This window comes from Iodidimonas muriae (assembly GCF_014647255.1).
In the GTDB taxonomy this organism is placed as follows: Bacteria; Pseudomonadota; Alphaproteobacteria; order Sphingomonadales; family Rhodothalassiaceae; genus Iodidimonas; species Iodidimonas muriae.
In genome coordinates, this window is sequence record NZ_BMOV01000003.1 from 74,180 (window position 1) to 93,208 (window position 19,029).

Genomic DNA, 19,029 nt, shown 5'->3' on the forward strand with positions numbered 1-19,029 from the left:
ACGAAAGCCAGATCACAGTCAAATAAAGAAATCGGGCACCAGTTTCTGTGTGGGGTCTACGGCATAATGATCAAGATCCGTTATACCCATCTTGGCCAGAACCTCATCATCAATGAAGAAATTGCCCGTCACTTCCCGCGAGGGCTGTGTCAGCACCCAATGGGCGGCATCGGCCATGATTTCGGGCTTGCGAGAAGCCTGCACCATTTTATCGCCCCCAAGCAGATTGGCCACCGCAGCCGTGGCAATGGCGGTGCGCGGCCACAAGGCATTGAACGCCACACCCTTGGAGCGGAATTCACCCGCCATCCCCAGAACACACATGCTCATGCCGAATTTTGCCATGGTATAGGCCACATGCGGCGCAAACCAGCGCTCTTCCATATTAAGCGGCGGCGACAGATTCAGCACATGGGGATTGTCCGCTTTCAACAGATGCGGCAAGCACAATTTCGAACATAAAAACGTGCCGCGCGTATTGACCTGATGCATCAGATCATAGCGTTTCATATCGGTTTGCAAGGTGGGCGTCAGTTGAATGGCGCTGGCATTGTTCACCAAAATATCAATCCCGCCAAAGCGCTCCACTGCGGCGTCCACGGCTGCTGCAATGGCGTCTTCGTCGCGCACATCCACAACCACCGGCAGGGCCTGCCCGCCTGCGGCTTCGATTTCTGCGGCGGCTGTGAAAATGGTTCCTTCAAGTTTGGGGTGCGGTTCTTTGGATTTTGCCGCAATCACCACATTGGCCCCGTCTTTTGCGGCGCGCTTGGCTATGGCAAGCCCGATGCCGCGACTGGCGCCCGTGATAAACAGAGTTTTTCCTTTCAGGCTTTCCATGGTGCCCGCTCCCTTTCTTCTTCGGTTATTGCATCAAGCCGTGCCCGCAGCCCGGCTTCATCATAATCAGCGATTCTCTCGAAACGTGTAACACCATCGCGCTCCCGACGTGCAACCACGCCCAGCGCTTCAAGGAAATGCAAATGGGCAATGGCTTCGCCGGTGGCCATGGCAAATTCCATCCCGCGCACCCGCCGCCGGAACAGGGCCGGGAACACCTCTACCGCCGAACGGGGCGTAGCGCATAAATCCACAACGCCATTAAGCCGCGACACATGCTTGCCAATCAAGGCATCAAGCCGCACCACCAGCCCGTAAAACGGTTCATTATGCGAGGGCAGCACCAATATGTCCTCCGGCAAGGCCCGCAATCGCGCCAATCCCACCAACCATTCCTCCAAAGGATTGCCATAAGGCTCGGTAGGGTAAACCGATACATTGGAACTGATGCGCGGCAAAACCTGATCGCCGGACAGCAAAATGCTCCGTTCTGGTGAATAGAGACAGGCATGGCCCGGCGCATGACCCGCCGTTTCAATGATGTGCCAATCGGTGCCGCCAAGCCGGATCACATCGCCACCCGCCATGCTGCGATAGCCAACCGGCAATGGCCACACAATACGCGAAAAATTGCCCCAACCACCGACACGCACTTTTTCCACCATTTCGGGCGTAAAGCCCGCCCGGCGTGAAAAATCCAATGCTTCCCGTGGGGCTTCTTCACGCACATCGAGCAAAAGGCTGCGGGCCAGAAAATAAGCGCTGCGGGTGGCATGGATGGGCGCGGAAAATTCGTCGGCAATCCATCCGGCCAGCCCCAGATGGTCAGGATGATGGTGGGTCACGATCATATGGCTGATGGGGCGCCCCCCCAGACATTCGGCAAAAATCGTGCGCCAGTGATCCATCGCTTCATCGGAGCGCACGCCACTGTCCACCAGCGCCCAGCCCCCTTGATCCGCCGCGCCATCATCGATCAGATAAAGATTGATATGATCCAATGACCAAGGCAACGGCATGCGCACCCAATAAAGGCCGTCCGCCACTTCCAGCATGGTGCCGGGCTCCGGGACCGCCTCCATGGGGTAGCGCAATCCGTCACCGTCATCAAGAACGCCAAGCCGGTGATCGGGATCAGGCGGCCGTTCTGAAACCGCGTCATTATCTGTCAAAATTTCAGGATCACTCATGGCTGGAGACGCTACGTGTTGCACAACAACATGGCAAGGGGGGCGCACTCACATATCCGGCAGGATCATAAGGCATGAGCGCCAAAAAATGTCAGGTGCCAAGAGGCGTTGTTGGCGTCTGTGTCACGCAGAGAAATCCTCTTCATCCAACGCATATAGCATCTCTGACCCGCGGGTGATGGGGCCAAGAAGTGCCGTTGCAGGCGGCAAAATCTGTTCCGCAAAGAACCGTGCCGTTTTGATTTTCGCAGTCAAGAAGGCTGCATCTTCTGCGCCGTTCTCTAGCCGTTTGCTGGCCGCCACCGCTTCCACAGCCAACAGCCACGCCCCTGTCACTGTGCCGAACATGCGCAGGAACGGAGCCGCCCCACCGGCGGTATCGCGCGCTTCGGACGCATCATTGCCCGAAAGCCACACAGCGGCATTTTGCAAGGCTTCAATGCCATCTTCCAGATAAGGTGCGATCGCTCCCAAATCGCCCGAGCCGGGCAAATCGGCAACAAAATCACGAATATTCTGGAACAAATTGCGCCAATGGGCACCACCGGCCATAGACAGCTTGCGGCCCACCAGATCCATCGCCTGAATACCATTGGTGCCTTCATAAATGGGAGCGATGCGGGCATCGCGGAAATGCTGGGCAACGCCGGTTTCTTCGATATATCCCATGCCGCCATAGACCTGAATGGCCAAAGACGTCACCTCTACCCCCAGATCGGTGGCATAGGCTTTGGTGACGGGGGTGAGCAAGTCGGCCAAGCCCTGCGCTGCGGCCCGGCCTTCATCATTTTCACAGCCATGGGCGCGATCCACCGCCGCCGCATTATAATAGGCAAGAGCGCGCGCCGCTTCGGTGGAGGCTTTCATGGTCATCAACATGCGCCGCACATCCGCATGGCGAATGATCGGAACACCGCCCTTGGATGGCTGCATCAGATCCGCCGATTGCACCCGTTCGCGGGCATAGGAAAGCGCCTGTTGATAGGCTCTCTCGGCAATGGCCACCCCTTGCAAGCCCACATTGACACGGGCGTGATTCATCATGGTGAACATATTGCGCATGCCGCGATTTTCATCGCCCACCATCCAGCCGATGGCGCCGCCTTCATCGCCAAACTGCAACACACAGGTGGGGCTGGCATGAATACCCAATTTATGTTCAAGGCTGACGCATTTCACATCATTGCGTCTCCCCAAACTACCATCTTCATTGACCAGAAATTTCGGCACCACGAACATGGAAATGCCTTTCGAGCCAGATGGGGCACCGGGGGTACGGGCCAGAACCAGATGCACGATATTCTCGGTCATTTCGTGATCACCCCAAGTGATGAAAATCTTCTGCCCGGAAATTTTCCAGCTTCCATCCCCATTGGGTTCGGCGCGGGTCTTGAGCGCCCCCACATCAGAGCCCGCCTGCGGTTCGGTCAGGTTCATGGTGCCGGTCCATTCGCCGCTCACCAGTTTTTCCAGATAGATCGCCTTCAGATCCTCGGACCCATGATGGTCCAGCGCCTCGATGGCACCTTGCGTAAGCATCGGGCACAGGGAAAAGGCCATATTGGCCGCAGTCCATGTTTCCTGAACCGCCAAAGCCAAGGAAAAGGGCAAGCCCTGCCCGCCCCATTCGGGATTGAACGACAAGCCGTTCCAGCCGCCATCCACATATTGGCGATAGGCTTCCTTGAAACCGGCAGGGGTTTTCACTGTGCCGTCCACCAGTTTCGAGCCTTCCAGATCACCGCTACGATTAAGGGGCGCGATCACATTGGCCGACAATTTTGCCGCTTCTTCGATCACCGCCGTCATCAGATCGTGGGTTGCTTCTTCAAAGGCGGGCAACGCATTGATCGAGGACCAATCGCACACGGTTTCCAAGGTGAACTGAATGTCTTTTGCCGGTGCGGTGTAGCTGGTCATCGAAAACTCCATGAAATAGACAGCCCACGGTGTTTGGATTAAGACACGGGAACAAGAACGGGCTGCCTGTCTGTTAAATCGGCGACAGCATAAGCAAGTCCGACTGTGAAGAGCAAGCCAACATCTGGCCAAATGACTGGCCTTGAAACAATAAGGCATCCTTTTGTGATCGCATCCGCCCCCAATCCTCAAAAAGCGCACCCGGACGCCATTGAAAAGGCGGCCCACATCCTCAAACAAGGCCGCCTTGTGGTGATGCCCACGGAAACCGTTTATGGCCTGGCCGCCGATGCGGGCAATGCCCAAGCGGTGGCGCGCATTTTCAAAGTGAAGGGGCGGCCCTCTTTCAATCCGCTGATCTGCCATGTGGCAAGCCCGAAAGACGCCGAGGCACTGGTGAACGTCACGCCCCTTGCCCAAAAGCTTATGGCCGCCTTCTGGCCCGGTCCTTTGACATTGGTTTTGGAAAAGCGGCCTGATGCGCCGGTGTGCGATCTGGTGAGCGCCGGCTTGCCCAGCCTTGCCATTCGCATGCCCTCCCATGATGTGGCCCGTGCCTTATTGAAAGCCGTGGGCTGCCCCCTTGCGGCCCCCAGCGCCAACAGATCCGGCCGCATCAGCCCCACCGAGGCCAGCCATGTGACGCAAGATCTGGCCGATGATCTGGGGAAGGATGTGGGGTTAATTCTGGATGGCGGGCCGTGCATTGTGGGCCTTGAAAGCACCATTGTCGCCGTGAAAGGGGAGGCGCTTGTGCTGTTGCGCCCCGGGGCCATCACGGCCGATCAAATCGCCAATGCGTGCGGCGTGCGCCCCGTGGGCGACCAAAGCGGAACGATCACGGCGCCGGGACAAATGCTCAGCCATTATGCCCCCGATGCCGCCGTGCGCCTTGAGGCCAAAACAGCCAAGCATGATGAAGTGCTGATCGGCTTTGGCCCCATCAAGGGGGATCTGAGCTTGAGCGAAGGCGGCGACCTGATCGAGGCGGCTGCCCGGCTGTTTTCCTGCCTGCGGTCCGCCGATGCCATGGGGAAAAAGAAGATTGCCGTTGCCCCCGTTCCCCGACATGGTTTGGGGCTGGCCATCAATGACCGCCTTCGTCGCGCCGCCGCACCAAAAAACAATATGGAAGCCAGCACATGACCCGCGCTTATAAACTGGTTGGCTTTGGCCTTCTTGGCCTTCTTTTGGGAAGTGCCATCGCCGCCGGGCTGCAAATCGGCTTTAACAGCCTGCGATATCTGGTCCAGCCCCAATGGCTGGTTGGCACCAATGCCTGGCTGCTGCTTCTCTTTGTGGGCGTAGGCGGCGCACTGGCCATTGGCGGCGGTGTTGGATACCTTTTACGCCTTGCCGACAAAAACAAGATACACCCCCTTGCCATCATATTCGGGCTGGCACTGGGCTATGGGCTTGACCCTTATTATCTGGCGGAACTGGGATGGCGCGACCCGGCCATGATGCAAGGCAGCATGCGCGCCTTGTCTGTGCTGATCCCGGCATTCGGCTTTGCCCTTGGCCTTCGCTTGAAAGGGTCAATGCTGATGGCCTTTGCGGGATTTGTCAGTCTCGCGGCGCTTGTACACGCGCTGATGCCGCGCTTTACCGGCATTCCCATTTTGGGCGGCGATCTGGATTTGGCGATATTGTCCCCTATCCATATCTTTGTATTTTTACGCGGCATGCTTTTCTTCCTGCTGGCCATTGCCGTGCAGTATTTGTCGCATCGTCTTTGGACGGTTTTTATGAAAACATCGCCTCAACGCCGCGAAGAAGGATAATCCCGCCTATGCCAGAAACCAGCCCGGATGATGCCCGCACGCCCCCGTCAATCGCCCTCAACCCGGCGCTTGACCGGACCGCCATCGCGGCTCGACTGGCTGAACGGGGCCGCGTGCAAATCCACAATATTCTGGCCCCTGAAAGCGCCGAACGGCTGGCCCATTGTTTGGAACAGGAAACGCCATGGTCTTTCACCTATTTTGACGGCGAGGCGGCCTGTATTGTGGATCATCAGGATCTGGCCACTGTATCGCGCGAGCGCTGGACCGCCCTGCAACGCAAGCTGTTTGCCGATGCGCGCACCGGCTTCAGCTATGCCTATGGCTTTTATCCAGTGCAGGAATCGGTGCGGCTTCACCGCGACAAAGACTTGTTCCTCCTTGATTTCTTCGCATTTCTGAATGGCCCGGAAATGCTGGGCCTGATCCGTGATATTCTGAACGATCCGCACGTGGCCGAAGCCGATGCCCAAGCCACCCGCTTTGGCCCATCGCAATTTCTTACCTATCACAATGATCATGTGCCCGGCAGCAATCGCCGCTGTGCCTATGTGTTCAATTATACCCGCCAATGGCTTCCCGATTGGGGCGGTTATCTACAGTTTTTCGACGATAACAAAAATGGAACCGAAGCCTTTGCGCCGGATTTCAACACGCTTAATCTGTTCTCCGTGCCACAAGCCCATGCGGTGAGCTTCGTGACCCCCTTTGCAGGGGCCTATCGCTATGCCATATCGGGCTGGTATCGGGGCCAATAAATTACCCCGAAGGCCCTAGCCGCGCCAATAATCGGGGTCGAGCAACACCAAAACGGTGAACAATTCCAGCCGCCCCAAAAGCATGGCGCCGGACAGCACCCATTTCGCTTCATCCACCAAAGGCCCGAAATTTCCCGATGGGCCGATGATGTCACCAATACCGGGGCCAACATTGGAAAAGGCCGTTGCCGATGCCGAAATGGCTGTCACCAGATCCAGCCCCATCGCCGCCAACAACACGGCTGTCACTGAAAAAGCACCAACAAACACCGCCAGAAAAGCCAGAACCGAGGCCTGAACCTCGCGGGTCACATGCAAGTCGCCATAGCTCAGCACATCCACCCGGTGCGGGCTGGTCAATTGCCGCACATAGGAACGCACCGCCGTCCACAGAATCTGGTGACGATAGATTTTGATGCCGCCCGATGTAGAACCGGTACAGCCGCCCACAAATAATAGAGCAAAGAATAATCCGGCAGAGGTGGTCCCCCACATGGAATAATCCGATGTGGCAAAGCCCGTGGTGGTGACGATCGACACCACATTGAACGCGGCCATGCGCAGCCCTTCCTCGATGGAATTGGCGTGCATGGTGGTGGACAACCAAAGCCCCAACAAAATCGAGACAACGGCCAAAAAGATCAGAAATGCGCGAATCTGCACATCGCCAAACAGCGCATCGCCGCGGCCGCGCACAAAGCGGATATAAGCAACAAAGGGGATGCCCCCCGCCACCATGAAAAATGTCCCGGCCCATTGCAAAGGGGCGCTTTCAAAATAACCGAAAGACGCGTCATGGGTAGAAAAGCCGCCGGTGGCGATGGTGGACATGGCGTGGCACAAAGCATCGAAAGCCCCCATGCCCAACACCATATACACAGCCATGCACACAATGGTCAGGGCCGAATAAATGGCACTGATATAAACCACGAACTGTCGGGCGCGCGGAACGATGCGGCCCGATCGTTCGGAATTTTCTGTTTCAAAAAGCTGCATCCCCCCCACGCCAAGGAAGGGCAGCATGATAATGGCCATCAAGATAACGCCCACCCCGCCGATCCATTGCAGCACATGCCGCCATAGCAAAATCCCCGGTGGTTGCGCTTCCAGCCCGGAAATCACCGTGGCCCCGGTTGTGGTGATACCTGACACCGATTCAAAGATCGCATCGGCCCAGGACATAGAGCCGCCATAGAACACGAAGGGCAATGCCCCCACCAAAGATACCGAAAGCCAAGCGCCGGTGGTAAGTGCAAAAGCCTGACGGCGGGACAATTCGGTGGGCACATCGGTACGCGTCGCCAGATAAAGCGCCCCGCCGATAAAGGCCGTAAGCGCCGCCGTGGTGATGAACACATTGAAATCGGGATTGTTGCTGGCAATATCGGCCAGCGCCGGAAAGATCATCGCCACAGCCATGATCACCATAAGCAAGCCGCAGATATTCAGGATGGGGCGAAAATCAATCATGATCAAACGCGCAACTGCGAATCCTGAAGGGCAAGCGGCAAACCAAGGCTGCGCAAGTCCTGTGCAAGTTTGACGGGGTTTTCAAACAAAATCCCATGCAATCCCTGTTCGATCGCGGCCTCAACATTGTCCAGCCTGTCATCGATAAATGCCGTTTGTTCGGGCACAATGCCAAATCGGTCGATTGCCAGATCGTATATGCGGGGATCGGGCTTGACCATCTTTTCCGCACCAGACACCACCACATTGCGGAAGCGTTTGGAAAAGGAAAAGCGTTTTTGAAAGGCGGGAAAGGTTTCCTGAGAATAATTGGTCAGGGCAAAAACCGGCACGCCTGCATCGTCCAATGCCTCTAGAATGGCCACCGATCCGGCAATCGGCGGACCGATGGTCTCTTCCCAGCGGAGAAAGAATTGCGCGATCAGGTCCGCATATTCGGGGAATGCGCGTTGGCGTTTGGCAATGCTTTCGGCAAAGGAACGCCCGCGATCATGCTCTGTGTGCCACGATAAAGGCACAACCGTGTCCAAAAACCAGTCCAGTTCCTCGGGATCGGCAATCAGTTCCTGATACAAAATGCGCGGGTCCCAGCGCACCAGCACATTTCCGATATCGAAAATAACCGCAGAAATGCCAGACATCGACTCGCGCCTTTCCATGATAGGAAACCGTCTTCATGAATGCCCCTCATGGGACCAGCCTTTTCAGGCCCAAGGCGTTCCCATCAGCGTTTTCCATGAAAGAAACCGCGCCGGGCAAAGCCCGGCACGGCATCTATTGGTACATTTTATAGCTCGGTCGAGCGTCAGCCCTGACGTGCCTTAAAACGACGGTTCGTTTTGTTGATCACATAGGTGCGGCCTTTACGGCGAATCACCCGGCAATCACGATGCCGTGTTTTCAAGGACTTGAGCGAATTTCTGACTTTCATAACGTTTATCCGTCACCGCCACAGGGACAAGCATGATCGAGCCGTCGCCTGATTGAAAAATCTGTTTCGAGCGCGCGACCATATGGGGGAGGCTTTGTGCTGTCAAGTGGGCTGTGGGCTCTATGGCCCAAACACCGGAAGGTAAAAAGAAAACACAGACAGAGAAGGCGACCTTGGCTTGGGTTTTTGGCCAAACCGGGTCGCCTTCCCTTTCCCGCGCTTTGTAAAGTGCGGTGATAATCTGGCAATCCGGGCCGACCGGTTCAGCCTGTATTGCCAGCGCCCCTATTCTACACCAAAATGCTGTAGGGTGCACGACACAATTCGCAAAACAGCCTGTTGGAAAGCCAAGTGCATCCCGTGATAAGATAAAACAGCAGGCAAATGGATGGCCGCCCATCCGGCATGCTTGCAATCGAAAACAATTCCCTATTAATTTGTAGGCATGGCCATGAATGCACGTAAAATGAGAATGTTTCCTCTGCTCTTTCTTGTCGCGCTGACAACAGCCTGCGCGTCACGCGGCTTTGAAGCGGATGTCACCCGCTTTCATGACAATGCCTTTGACGACCAATCGGGACAAAGCGTCACCATTCGCCCGGCGCGGGAAGCCCTCGACGGGTTGGAATTTGCGCAATATGCCGCTCTTGTGGGTGAAAAGCTGGGGGCTGTCGGCTTCACGGCAGCCGGAGAGGCGACACCGGATGTGATCGCCCAGTTGGATTATCTGATCACCCCCATTGCCAGCGCCGAAAAGGAAAGCGGACGCCTGAGCATTGGCGGTGGCAGCTTTGGACGGCATGGCGGCATTAGCAGCGGCGTCAGCTTCCCTGTGGGGGAAACATCGCGCGACACGGTTTTCCGCCGCCGCATCGACCTTGTTTTAATAGACGCTGAAACCGGAAAGCATTTATGGGAAGGCCGCGCCGTTTCCACCGGCAAGGTGGGAGACCCGGCCATCATCTTACCCCTTCTTGCTGAAGCGCTTTTGCAAGATTTCCCTGGCATTTCCGGCCGCACGATCGAGGTGACGCTGACGCCCGATCAATAATTCTTTTTCTTTTCCTTCGCCTTTTTCCAGACAATACGAAAGACGACCCTTATGGATATCACCAGCAGCTTTGACGGCGGCAATATCGAAGTCCTGGGCCCTGCAGGCCCCCACACGGTGCGGCTTGCCATCCGCAAAGACAATAACTCCGATTTTTTCCAGTGGTTCTATTTCCGCGCCACGGGCGGACAAAATGTCAATTGCCGCATCATCATAGAAAATGCATCGGAAAGCGCCTATCCGGAAGGCTGGCACAATTATTCCGCTGTGGCTTCTTATGATCGTCAGAACTGGTTCCGTATTCCCACAGACTATGATGGCAAAAAACTGATCATCAATCATCGGCCGGAAACCGATGTGGTCTGGTATGCCTATTTCGCCCCCTATTCCATGGAGCGCCACGGAGATCTGATCGCAACGGCGGCCACCAATCCGCTGGTGCGCTTACGGTCTTTGGGACAAACCATTGACGGTCAGGATATCGACATGATCGAACTGGGCAGCGGTGGCGGCCCCAATGGCAAGAAAATCTGGTTTATCGGCCGCCAGCATCCCGGCGAAACCATGGCCGAATGGTGGATGGAAGGCCTTTTGGACAGATTGCTGGATTTCGACGATCCCGTGGCCCGCAAGCTGCTGGCCAAAGCCCGGTTCTATATCATTCCCAATATGAACCCCGATGGTTCACGGCGCGGGCATTTGCGCACCAATGCGGCGGGTGTCAATCTCAACCGCGTGTGGGACAATCCCAGCGAGGAAACCAGCCCCGAAGTCTATTGGGCGCGCCGCAATATGGAACGGCTGGGCGTGGATTTTCACATGGATGTGCATGGCGATGAAGCCCTGCCCTATAATTTCGTCGCGGGCTTTGAAGGCATCCCCTCCATCAACGAAAAGCAAACGCAGCTTTACGAGCGGTTCAAAACCACATTGGCGGCCTTAAGCCCCGATTTCCAGACCGAACATGGCTATCCCAAAGATGCACCGGGCACCGCCGATTTGAAAAAATGCACAGACTGGGTGGCCGAACGCTTTGGATGCCCGGCACTGACCCTTGAAATGCCGTTCAAGGACAATGCCAATGCACCGGAGCCAACCTTTGGCTGGTCGCCCGACCGCAGCAAACATCTGGCCCGCCATTGCCTTGATACCTTGTCAGCAATTATCGACGACCTGTAAGAAGGCCTGTCTGCTATAAAAGCCTGGGCCGCGTTCGCCGCTCTCAAAGCATGGCACCCCATGCAACAAGCGGCGACGTGGCTTTTGCCAATGATCGAAAGTTTGCGAAAAAATGGACGTAACATGGGTTCTTGAAACCCTGCAAATGCTGGCGTCTCAGCCTCTCTTTTTGATTGGTGCGGCCATTGTTTTGAGCTTTCTTTCGGAAGATGCCGTAACGGTGGGCTCTGCATTGCTGGTTTCCCAGGATTTGCTTGGCCTACCCTTGGCATTCCTTGCCGTGAATATCGCCATAATCGTGGGGGATGGCACCCTATATGGGGCCGGCGCATTGGCCGCGCGGAACCGCAAATTGCGGCGCATGGTGGCTACCCGACGGGTGTATCAAGCCAAAAGATGGGTGGAGCAGCGTTTAGGGCCGATTCTTCTCGCCACCCGCTTCATGCCCGGCACCCGTCTGCCCACGTATCTTGCCAGCGGATTTTTCGGCTTTCCCTTTTCTTTCTTTCTGATGGTCCTCACCCTTGGTTCCCTTATCTGGACCGGATTCGTGTTTTCCGTGATCTTGATTGCCGGAAAACCCTTTCTCGATGCATTGGGGCCGTGGAAATGGCTGGGCGCGGTGATCATATTATTGTGTGGTCTGCTTGTTCCTCATTTTATCGGCCCTATAGTAGCCCGGCTAATGGGGGTTGGGTCGATGCCTGAGGACAATAAAAACACATGACCGTGTCCTATAAGATTGTGAGCAAAGTGGCCCATGCCAATATGCCCGCATTGGACGAAGATGCGCAGAAACTTTCGCATTTTGAATTTTGGCCGCAATGGCTGTTTTACGCCCCTGTCATTCTATGGTGGCTCTGGCTCAGCCTACGCTATGGCGGCCTTATGAGGCCAATGGCCGCCAATCCCGGTTTCCCCAATGGCGGCTTTGCGGGCGAAAGCAAAACGCTGGTCCTGAAACGATTCGGCCCCCGTGCACGGGCAAGCCTTGCGCCTTTTATCCGCTATGCCACCAAGACCCGGCTTGAAAGCCAAGCAGACCAGGCCCAAACCGCCATCGAGCAGGCCCGCGCGGCAAATCTGGATTATCCGTTGGTGGCAAAGCCCGATATCGGCTGCCGGGGCGCCGGAGTAAAGGTGGTCCGCACCGATGCGGATCTGGAACGCTATATCGCCTCTTTCCCCCAGGAAGCCGATGTGATCTTGCAACAACTGGCCGATGCACCGGGCGAGGTTGGCGTATTTTATGTGCGCCATCCGCAAGAGGATATGGGGCGGTTGTTTTCCATGACCTTGAAATATTTTCCCCATGTGGTCGGCAATGGGCGGGACACTTTGCGCCAGCTGATCCTTGCGGACCCGCGTGCTTCTCAATTGCCGCATCTCTACATGGACCGAAACAAGGCTCGCCTTGACCAGGTTGTCCCCGCTGGCGAAGAGGTTCGCATTGCCTTTGCCGGCAGCCATTCCAAAGGAGCGATTTTCCGCGACGGACGCCCCTATATCACCGAGGACCTGACCCGCGCCATCGACCGGATCGCCCACGATATCGATGGCTTTTATATTGGCCGCTTCGATATTCGCTTTGCCGATTTTGAAGCCCTGCGGCAAGGGCGCGACTTTACCATCATCGAAGTGAATGGAGCCGGTGGAGAGGCGACCCATATTTGGGATTCGCGCATGACTTTACGCGAAGCCTATCATGATCTGTATGAGCAATTCCGGATGCTTTTCGAGATCGGGCGGGAAAATCGTCGCCGCGGTGTGCCTGCAACATCGCTGCTGGAATTCTATCGGGCATGGCGACACGAACAAAGTCTTGTGCGCGGCTATCCGGAAACGGATTGAATTTCAGCCGGTTTCAAACGGCCAAACCCGAATAGCGGCCATCAGACCATCTTTGCATAATAATAAAATGCGGGGGGAGGAAGACCGCGCGGTGGATTAATCCGCGTCCGTTTCCGAAGAGAGTGTCACATGCCGTCCCTCGTCCAGCGCCGCCAATAGCCGCCCTGCAGCCCCTTCCTTGAAGCCGGCCTTTTTCAGCAGTTTTATCAGATGTGCCTTGCTGTCAGAGCGGATCACCGCTTCGATGGCCGATATCTCGATCCCGGTTTTATAAGACATCACGCTTTCAAAAAACCGTATGCCGCCGCGCCGGGTCAGGTCGGCAAGGAACCGTGCATTCACCGCTCCACGCGATTCAAGCTGCCGGATATATTCATTGAGCGCCCCCCGGCTGGCATCCTCCATCCAGCGCAGAAGAGCGATATTTTTCACCGACTCGTTCAAAGAGCCAGCAAGAGCCGGATCCAGTTCATAACGCTCCACCAGAACCACACGGCAGGCATCAGACACATGGTTGATCAGCCGTTCCACAATCTCCAACGGCAAATCGCCCCGCTTGCTCAATTGATCCATCATCGCCTTGTTCGTCTCGAAACGCTGCATAAGCGGATCGCAGGCCGACCCAAGTTCAGCACCGGGATTGCGGATCAAAAAAGTAACCGACCTCTCGCCCCCGGTCTGGGCAATGGCAAGGGCCACCACATCAGGCACCCGAGAACGGCGCACAATGGCAATTTTTGCGGATTCCGACAATTCCCGCGCCAGAACCGCCAGCTCTTCATCGCTGAAGACGGTGGTTTGCATCAGAAAAGGAGTGGAAATTTCCTCGATATCGCGGGCAATAAGATCGGCAAGTCCGAAAGGAAGGGAGTTTGCGCGGCGCAGTTCAAAGGCAAGGGTCTGGCGCACTTCAACGCTAAGATCGCGGGCAAGAGTCTGCGCCACATCCAAAACAACGCGGCGCTCATCATCGTCGTGATCATCGACTAGAAACAACCCCACCTTTCGCGCCAGCACAACCTTTTCAAGTTGTGCCCGGTTGGAGGATGAGGGCAGCATCAGCCCCTTGTAATCCATATTTCCATGCCTTCGGACCTGCTTCAGCCACCACAATAACCGCATCAATCTTAACAATTGTTATAAGGTGATATAGCGCAACTGTTAATATTTTACCAATTGCTCTAAAATTCACCGATACGGGGCGGCAGGCAAGGTCAGTTCTCAGCCCAATATTGCCAAATACCGGCACGCCAAATCCACATACCAAGGGCGTTTGGCATGGCGTCCGTGAAAGCCCACATGGCCGCCACCGCGCGCGATCATAACGGTCACATCCGGCCGTTCCGGCCATTGTGTTGCATGATAGCCTTGCAGGGGAATCCACGGGTCATCGTCGCTGTGCAAAGCAAGCGTCGGGACACATATTTGTGAGGCCACATTTTGCATGGAGGCGCGCCGGTAATAATCCTCCGCCCCTTTAAACCCATGGGCAGGGGCCACAAGCGCATCATCAAAATCACGCACGGTCCGAAGCGTTTCAAGCTTTTCCGCCAAGGGCGTACCACATGCCACCCATGATCGGGCATCCCGCTTCATCCAGCGCACAAGGGCCGCATGATAAACCCGATTGCGGGGCGCGGCGATGCGGCTTTGGGTGGCATAAAGATCCACCGGCGCACAAACGCTCATCACCCCGGCCAATCTATCCGGCTTGCCTTGCTGACCGGCCTCTCCGGCCAAACGCAGCACCATATGGCCGCCCAGAGAAAAGCCGACCATCACCACCGGACGCTTTGGAAAACGCGCGGCAAGGCCGCTCAAGACATCGCGCAAATCCTGTGTCAGCCCTGCATGATAAGGCCCTGTGCTATGGGCTGCCGATGGCCCGACACCGCGCAGATTCAAGCGCACCACCCCATAGCCTTGCGCAAGCAGACCGGCGGCACAAAGATGCATATAGGCACTGTCTTCACAGCCCCCCAATCCGTGCACCAGCACCACCAGAATATCTTTTTCAATATGCTGCTGATCGGGATGATTGACCACAGCACTGAGCGCGCCTTTTGCCGGCGGAGAGAGTGGCAAGGTAAAGCGCTGCTGGCGCGACGAAAGTTCGGGCAATGTACGCACAAACCGGTTGCGCAAGGTTTGAAGATCACCCCCCAGCCACGGCGCACGCGGGCGAAAGCCCCTCACCGTCTGCAAGAAAGGCGCCGTCGGGTCCCCCGCCAGCAGGTGATAGCCACATGCCTCGTTCATGGAGCCACCCTGTTTCAAAAGAAAAATCCGCAATGTTGAAAAAGAGTGACCACCCTTCGCTTATTTTTGCGGCAAAGGCAGCGGCACGCCGGGCACACGCTTGGATGACCGAATGGTCAAAGAGGTTTTGACGCTTTCCACATTTGCCGAAGAGGTTAATTGGGAGGTCAGGAAACGCTGGAATTCCGCCAAATCGCGCGCAACGATTTTCAGGATGAAGTCGATCTCGCCATTGAGCATGAAACATTCACGCACCAAGGGCCAATCCGCAACATGCTTCTCAAAGGCCTGAAGATCAGCATCTGCCTGGCTGCGCAAAGACACAAGGGCAAAAACGGTGATCCCGAAGCCCAGGGATTCCTGGTCGAGATCCGCATGATAGCCACGGATAAAGCCGGCTTCTTCCAAAGCGCGTACGCGGCGAAGGCACGGCGGGGCAGTGATACCAACCCGTTCAGCCAAATCCACATTTGTGATACGGCCTTCGTCTTGCAGTGTGGTGAGAATTTTCATGTCCACTGCATCAAGTTTAACTCTGGGCATGCCCCATCGCTCCATCAATTACCATATGAATGACTTTCAATCGTTCAGGCTGTGCACCGAACAACAATATTATAAGGTCTGCTTAGGAAATTGCCAAGATGGCCCGAAAAGAAAGATCAGGGTTTACCTCTTGACAAAGATAAGGGCAGAATCGCACAGGGGATGTGTGGACGCGCGACAATATCTAAGGCAGGGCCTATGCAAAACGCGAACGGAGCGCTTACCAAAGCGGCAAGCAAATCCGAGTCGACCGAAGAAAAGACAGCGTTATTCACGGCGCTGGCTGACCGTTTGCTGACGGCTTCCTCCACCGAGGACGCCGAACGCCGTGCCTATTTCCTGCGTCTTTTGGAAAGCCTGATGGCCGAAGCCTCGGTGGTTGCACGGCAGAAACTGGCCGAACGCACCGCCGACATGACCACACCCCCGAAAGACCTGGCCTGTCTTTTGGCCCGCGATCGCGCGGATATTGCCGCCCCCATTTTGCGTAAAGTGCCCTTCAGCCCACCGGAACTGATCGAACTGGTGATGCAATCCGGCCCCGAACATCACATCATAATTGCCAAACGCGCCGATCTGACATTGGATGTATGGCTGGCGCTTGCCCGTGTTGCGGCGCGGCGGGCACAGATTGAAGATACCGTCAAAAAAACGGCCCGGGAAGCCCCCAAGCCGGTGACCGGTTTTTCCGAAGCGCCGCCCCCTTCTTTTGAGGCGCAACAGGCACCAGAACCACCGCAGGCCCTTGAACCGCAACGGACGACGGCAGAGCCAAGCCGACCGGAAAAGGTGCAAGAAAAAGCTGCAGGGCAGATGCCTGAACAAGTCCTTGAACAGGCGCCCGAGCAAGTGCCTGAGCAGGCTCTCCATCACGCCCCGACGGGCAATGGCCCTGCACCTTCCCAAACTCACGGGCATGACGAACATAAGCTGATTTCCACCCCCTATCGGCAGCCGACCATCGAGCCTTTGATCGACAAAAGTGACGACAGTTGGCAATTTGAAACCCGCCGCGATGGCACAATTCATCGCTTGTCCCCCAATGCAGAGATGGCTTTCGGGCGCGCAGCCCCATCGCTTTATGGCGATCAGTTCGCTGCCGCCTTACAAGCCCATGCCGCAGCCCCCGTCGACGACGAGATTTCCCCCGCCATGGCCCGCCATCGTCCCTTACGCGATCTAATCGTGGAAACACGGGTGGGGCAGGAAGCGCCCCGACGGTGGCGTTTGCGGGCACAGCCACGGTTTTCCTTTCCCGATGGACGGTTCGAGGGATATTCCGGCTCGGCGCGTGACATGGATATGGCGGCCCAGCCCGCACGCCCACCAAAAAGCCCCGAAGACCTGCTGGACCGCATGGCCTATGCTGCCGAGCGTTTGTCCCTGTCCACCACATCGCCGGAACTGGAAGACTATGCCCGCACCATGCGTGATTGTGTGGAAGCCCTGAAAACCATGCCCATGTCCGTGCGCATATCCGCCAGCCCTATGAGCGGCATCACAGACAGCGATTGACCCCCATCCATATCGGCCCCGAAACCGTTCCGGCCTTGCGTCCACAGGCTCGCTTGCCTAAATAAATCGCTCGGCCTTTCGCGGCCGCTTGTTATTCATCGAGATTTCAGCCCCCTTGCGGGCCCTTTCCGGAGTTGCGCCATGCCCGAAACCCATCACAGCAAAGTTCTGATCATTGGATCGGGCCCGGCGGGCTATACCGCTGCAATCTATGCGGCCCGTGCCAATCTTGAGCCCACCATCGTGGCCGGATTGCAGCCCGGCGGACAATTGACCATCACCACCGATGTGGAAAATTATCCCGGCTTTGCCGACGTGATCCAAGGCCCGTGGCTGATGGAACAGATGAAGGCGCAAGCGGAACATGTGGGCACCAAGCTGATCAACGACATCATCACCGATGTGGATCTGGACAGCCGCCCCTTCAAAATGGTGGGCGACAGCGGCACCCGTTATAGCGCGGATGCCATCATCATCGCCACCGGTGCACAGGCCCGCTGGCTGGGATTGCCTTCGGAAGAAACCTTCCAGGGATTTGGCGTTTCCGCCTGCGCCACCTGCGACGGATTTTTCTATCGCAACAAAGAAGTGGTGGTTGTGGGTGGCGGCAATACAGCGGTGGAAGAAGCCCTGTATTTGACCAATTTTGCATCCAAAGTCACTTTGGTGCATCGCCGCGATAGCCTGCGTGCCGAGAAAATTTTGCAAGACCGTTTGTTCGCCAATGAAAAGGTCTCGGTGATCTGGGATCATCAGGTGGAAGAAATCCTTGGCGACAAAGATCCGCTTGGCGTAACCGGCGTGCGCCTTGCCCATCGGGAAACCGGAGAAACACAGGATATTGCCACCCACGGCGTTTTCATCGCCATTGGCCACTCCCCCGCCACAGAGCTGTTCAAAGGCAAGCTAAAAATGGATTCCCACGGCTATATCCAAACGGCACCGGATTCCACAGCCACCGATATTCCCGGGGTTTATGCTGCAGGCGATGTGACCGATTCCGTCTATCGTCAGGCAGTAACGGCTGCGGGCATGGGCTGCATGGCAGCGCTGGAATCCGAGCGTTTCCTTGCCGCCCAATCGGTGGGCACCAAGGCCGCTGCGGCGGAATAAGCAGCCTGATCCCCTTTATCAACAACAAGGCTTGGCTTTTATAGCCAAGCCTTTTCGCGTTCTTCAGCCCAGCCCGCGCAATGCGCCTTCATGGAACACCAAAGGCTCTCCGGCACAGGTGGTGACGCGCTCCACGCGGCCCAGCAAAATGCGGTGATCGCCGCCGGGATAAAGGGCAAAGCGCCGACATTCAAACACCGCCAACGCCCCTTTGGGCACCGGAATACCAAGGCGGGTTTCCTGGGTTTCACAATCACGAAAGCGATGTTCCCCCGGCCCGGCAAAAGCCTGCGCCACAGCGCTTTGATCCGCAGCCAGAACGCTGATGGCATAGGCATCGGCCTCGATAAAAGCCGGGGCAAAAGCGGAATGCTCTTCGATGCTCCACAAAACCAGCGGCGGATCAAGGCTGACAGAAGCAAAGCTGTTGATGGTAATGCCCACAGCTTGCCCTGCCATATCGAGGGCCGTGACCACGGCAACACCCGTGGGATAACGGCCCAAGGCAATGCGGAAAGCCCGCCGGTCTTCATCCACTGGCAGGCCATGATCATCATCAAAGGCAAAACTCAGGCTGTTTACGGCCTCATTCATGCTGTGCTGTCATCCTGTTTTTTCTCGATCC

20 protein-coding genes are annotated in these 19,029 nt (G+C 56.5%); 9 read left to right on the forward strand and 11 right to left on the reverse strand.

What is annotated here, in order from left to right; genetic code table 11:
- Positions 1 to 18 precede the first annotated feature (18 nt).
- From IEX96_RS05250 to IEX96_RS05260, 3 genes are all read right to left on the reverse strand, one after another.
- Positions 19 to 840 (reverse strand): SDR family oxidoreductase, encoded by an 822-nt coding sequence (locus IEX96_RS05250; RefSeq protein WP_150005828.1) that lies wholly within the window; start codon positions 838 to 840, stop codon positions 19 to 21.
- On the reverse strand, positions 828 to 2,030 hold the full coding sequence (locus tag IEX96_RS05255; RefSeq protein ID WP_188873583.1) for an MBL fold metallo-hydrolase: 1,203 nt from the start codon (positions 2,028 to 2,030) through the stop codon (positions 828 to 830). Before IEX96_RS05255 ends, IEX96_RS05250 begins: the two co-directional genes overlap by 13 nt.
- Positions 2,031 to 2,153: 123 nt before the next feature.
- Complete coding sequence (locus tag IEX96_RS05260) at positions 2,154 to 3,950, reverse strand: acyl-CoA dehydrogenase (protein WP_150005825.1); 1,797 nt, start codon at positions 3,948 to 3,950, stop codon at positions 2,154 to 2,156.
- A 165-nt stretch (positions 3,951 to 4,115) separates the two neighbouring features.
- On the opposite strand from IEX96_RS05260, the gene IEX96_RS05265 reads away from it, so the two are divergent.
- Genes IEX96_RS05265 through IEX96_RS05275 form a run of 3 tightly spaced genes read left to right on the forward strand, consistent with a single transcriptional unit; the run spans position 4,116 to position 6,492 of the window.
- Entirely contained in the window at positions 4,116 to 5,096 is a 981-nt protein-coding gene (locus IEX96_RS05265; protein WP_229773554.1) for an L-threonylcarbamoyladenylate synthase, read from the forward strand.
- Positions 5,093 to 5,734 carry a hypothetical protein gene (locus IEX96_RS05270; RefSeq protein WP_188873584.1) on the forward strand — a complete coding sequence of 214 codons (642 nt, stop codon included), beginning with the start codon at positions 5,093 to 5,095 and terminating at the stop codon, positions 5,732 to 5,734. The genes IEX96_RS05265 and IEX96_RS05270 overlap by 4 nt, the downstream gene beginning before the upstream one ends.
- Positions 5,735 to 5,742: 8 nt before the next feature.
- Positions 5,743 to 6,492, forward strand: coding sequence for a 2OG-Fe(II) oxygenase (locus IEX96_RS05275; RefSeq protein ID WP_188873585.1), 750 nt, complete (start codon positions 5,743 to 5,745; stop codon positions 6,490 to 6,492).
- A 15-nt stretch (positions 6,493 to 6,507) separates the two neighbouring features.
- On the opposite strand, the gene IEX96_RS05280 is transcribed toward IEX96_RS05275, so the two are convergent.
- The 4 genes from IEX96_RS05280 to IEX96_RS05295 form a co-directional block, all read right to left on the reverse strand.
- Positions 6,508 to 7,962, reverse strand: coding sequence for a TrkH family potassium uptake protein (locus IEX96_RS05280; RefSeq protein WP_188873586.1), 1,455 nt, complete (start codon positions 7,960 to 7,962; stop codon positions 6,508 to 6,510).
- A 2-nt stretch (positions 7,963 to 7,964) separates the two neighbouring features.
- On the reverse strand, positions 7,965 to 8,603 hold the full coding sequence (locus IEX96_RS05285) for an HAD family hydrolase (protein ID WP_150005822.1): 639 nt from the start codon (positions 8,601 to 8,603) through the stop codon (positions 7,965 to 7,967).
- A gap of 164 nt (positions 8,604 to 8,767) precedes the next feature.
- Complete coding sequence (gene ykgO / locus IEX96_RS05290; RefSeq protein ID WP_150000420.1) at positions 8,768 to 8,893, reverse strand: type B 50S ribosomal protein L36; 126 nt, start codon at positions 8,891 to 8,893, stop codon at positions 8,768 to 8,770.
- Complete coding sequence (locus IEX96_RS05295) at positions 8,847 to 9,293, reverse strand: hypothetical protein (protein WP_188873672.1); 447 nt, start codon at positions 9,291 to 9,293, stop codon at positions 8,847 to 8,849. The genes ykgO and IEX96_RS05295 overlap by 47 nt, the downstream gene beginning before the upstream one ends.
- 66 nt (positions 9,294 to 9,359) lie before the next feature.
- Between IEX96_RS05295 and IEX96_RS05300 the strand changes: the two genes are divergently transcribed.
- From IEX96_RS05300 to IEX96_RS05315, 4 genes are all read left to right on the forward strand, one after another.
- Positions 9,360 to 9,944 (forward strand): DUF4136 domain-containing protein, encoded by a 585-nt coding sequence (locus IEX96_RS05300; RefSeq protein WP_188873587.1) that lies wholly within the window; start codon positions 9,360 to 9,362, stop codon positions 9,942 to 9,944.
- 51 nt (positions 9,945 to 9,995) lie between these two features.
- Positions 9,996 to 11,123, forward strand: coding sequence for a M14 family metallopeptidase (locus IEX96_RS05305; protein WP_150005820.1), 1,128 nt, complete (start codon positions 9,996 to 9,998; stop codon positions 11,121 to 11,123).
- 112 nt (positions 11,124 to 11,235) lie between these two features.
- Complete coding sequence (locus IEX96_RS05310) at positions 11,236 to 11,850, forward strand: DedA family protein (RefSeq protein ID WP_188873588.1); 615 nt, start codon at positions 11,236 to 11,238, stop codon at positions 11,848 to 11,850.
- On the forward strand, positions 11,847 to 12,974 hold the full coding sequence (locus IEX96_RS05315) for a D-alanine--D-alanine ligase (RefSeq protein ID WP_150005818.1): 1,128 nt from the start codon (positions 11,847 to 11,849) through the stop codon (positions 12,972 to 12,974). Before IEX96_RS05310 ends, IEX96_RS05315 begins: the two co-directional genes overlap by 4 nt.
- Before the next feature lie 96 nt (positions 12,975 to 13,070).
- Here IEX96_RS05315 and IEX96_RS05320 read toward each other — a convergent pair whose 3' ends face one another.
- The 3 genes from IEX96_RS05320 to IEX96_RS05330 all read right to left on the reverse strand — a co-directional run bounded on the left by IEX96_RS05320 (position 13,071) and on the right by IEX96_RS05330 (position 15,776).
- A complete protein-coding gene (locus IEX96_RS05320; RefSeq protein WP_188873589.1) occupies positions 13,071 to 14,051 on the reverse strand; it encodes a DUF2336 domain-containing protein in 981 nt (326 codons plus the stop codon).
- A gap of 144 nt (positions 14,052 to 14,195) precedes the next feature.
- Positions 14,196 to 15,233, reverse strand: a complete 1,038-nt coding sequence (locus IEX96_RS05325) for a YheT family hydrolase (protein ID WP_188873590.1) — start codon at positions 15,231 to 15,233, stop codon at positions 14,196 to 14,198.
- A gap of 60 nt (positions 15,234 to 15,293) precedes the next feature.
- Positions 15,294 to 15,776 carry an Lrp/AsnC family transcriptional regulator gene (locus IEX96_RS05330; RefSeq protein ID WP_150000427.1) on the reverse strand — a complete coding sequence of 161 codons (483 nt, stop codon included), beginning with the start codon at positions 15,774 to 15,776 and terminating at the stop codon, positions 15,294 to 15,296.
- A 198-nt stretch (positions 15,777 to 15,974) separates the two neighbouring features.
- Here IEX96_RS05330 and IEX96_RS05335 point away from each other — a divergent pair, with 198 nt between their 5' ends.
- Entirely contained in the window at positions 15,975 to 17,291 is a 1,317-nt protein-coding gene (locus tag IEX96_RS05335; protein ID WP_188873591.1) for a hypothetical protein, read from the forward strand.
- Between the two features lie 141 nt (positions 17,292 to 17,432).
- Entirely contained in the window at positions 17,433 to 18,404 is a 972-nt protein-coding gene (gene trxB / locus IEX96_RS05340) for a thioredoxin-disulfide reductase (RefSeq protein WP_150005813.1), read from the forward strand.
- A gap of 63 nt (positions 18,405 to 18,467) precedes the next feature.
- Here the strand turns inward: trxB and IEX96_RS05345 are convergent, their stop codons facing one another.
- The gene (locus tag IEX96_RS05345; protein WP_150005812.1) at positions 18,468 to 18,998 is read right to left on the reverse strand and encodes a flavin reductase family protein; all 531 of its coding nucleotides are present in this window, start codon (positions 18,996 to 18,998) and stop codon (positions 18,468 to 18,470) included.
- Positions 18,999 to 19,029 lie beyond the last annotated feature (31 nt).

What these genes read in the sequence shown, in the direction of transcription:
- IEX96_RS05250 (WP_150005828.1), bottom strand. Translation starts at nt 840, where the DNA reads ATGGAAAGCCTGAAAGGAAAAACTCTGTTTATCACGGGCGCCAGTCGC.
- IEX96_RS05255 (WP_188873583.1), bottom strand. Translation starts at nt 2,030, where the DNA reads ATGAGTGATCCTGAAATTTTGACAGATAATGACGCGGTTTCAGAACGG.
- IEX96_RS05260 (WP_150005825.1), bottom strand. Translation starts at nt 3,950, where the DNA reads ATGACCAGCTACACCGCACCGGCAAAAGACATTCAGTTCACCTTGGAA.
- IEX96_RS05270 (WP_188873584.1), top strand. Translation starts at nt 5,093, where the DNA reads ATGACCCGCGCTTATAAACTGGTTGGCTTTGGCCTTCTTGGCCTTCTT.
- IEX96_RS05275 (WP_188873585.1), top strand. Translation starts at nt 5,743, where the DNA reads ATGCCAGAAACCAGCCCGGATGATGCCCGCACGCCCCCGTCAATCGCC.
- IEX96_RS05280 (WP_188873586.1), bottom strand. Translation starts at nt 7,962, where the DNA reads ATGATTGATTTTCGCCCCATCCTGAATATCTGCGGCTTGCTTATGGTG.
- IEX96_RS05285 (WP_150005822.1), bottom strand. Translation starts at nt 8,603, where the DNA reads ATGTCTGGCATTTCTGCGGTTATTTTCGATATCGGAAATGTGCTGGTG.
- ykgO (WP_150000420.1), bottom strand. Translation starts at nt 8,893, where the DNA reads ATGAAAGTCAGAAATTCGCTCAAGTCCTTGAAAACACGGCATCGTGAT.
- IEX96_RS05295 (WP_188873672.1), bottom strand. Translation starts at nt 9,293, where the DNA reads ATGGGCGGCCATCCATTTGCCTGCTGTTTTATCTTATCACGGGATGCA.
- IEX96_RS05300 (WP_188873587.1), top strand. Translation starts at nt 9,360, where the DNA reads ATGAGAATGTTTCCTCTGCTCTTTCTTGTCGCGCTGACAACAGCCTGC.
- IEX96_RS05305 (WP_150005820.1), top strand. Translation starts at nt 9,996, where the DNA reads ATGGATATCACCAGCAGCTTTGACGGCGGCAATATCGAAGTCCTGGGC.
- IEX96_RS05310 (WP_188873588.1), top strand. Translation starts at nt 11,236, where the DNA reads ATGGACGTAACATGGGTTCTTGAAACCCTGCAAATGCTGGCGTCTCAG.
- IEX96_RS05315 (WP_150005818.1), top strand. Translation starts at nt 11,847, where the DNA reads ATGACCGTGTCCTATAAGATTGTGAGCAAAGTGGCCCATGCCAATATG.
- IEX96_RS05320 (WP_188873589.1), bottom strand. Translation starts at nt 14,051, where the DNA reads ATGGATTACAAGGGGCTGATGCTGCCCTCATCCTCCAACCGGGCACAA.
- IEX96_RS05325 (WP_188873590.1), bottom strand. Translation starts at nt 15,233, where the DNA reads ATGAACGAGGCATGTGGCTATCACCTGCTGGCGGGGGACCCGACGGCG.
- IEX96_RS05330 (WP_150000427.1), bottom strand. Translation starts at nt 15,776, where the DNA reads ATGCCCAGAGTTAAACTTGATGCAGTGGACATGAAAATTCTCACCACA.
- IEX96_RS05335 (WP_188873591.1), top strand. Translation starts at nt 15,975, where the DNA reads ATGCAAAACGCGAACGGAGCGCTTACCAAAGCGGCAAGCAAATCCGAG.
- trxB (WP_150005813.1), top strand. Translation starts at nt 17,433, where the DNA reads ATGCCCGAAACCCATCACAGCAAAGTTCTGATCATTGGATCGGGCCCG.
- IEX96_RS05345 (WP_150005812.1), bottom strand. Translation starts at nt 18,998, where the DNA reads ATGAATGAGGCCGTAAACAGCCTGAGTTTTGCCTTTGATGATGATCAT.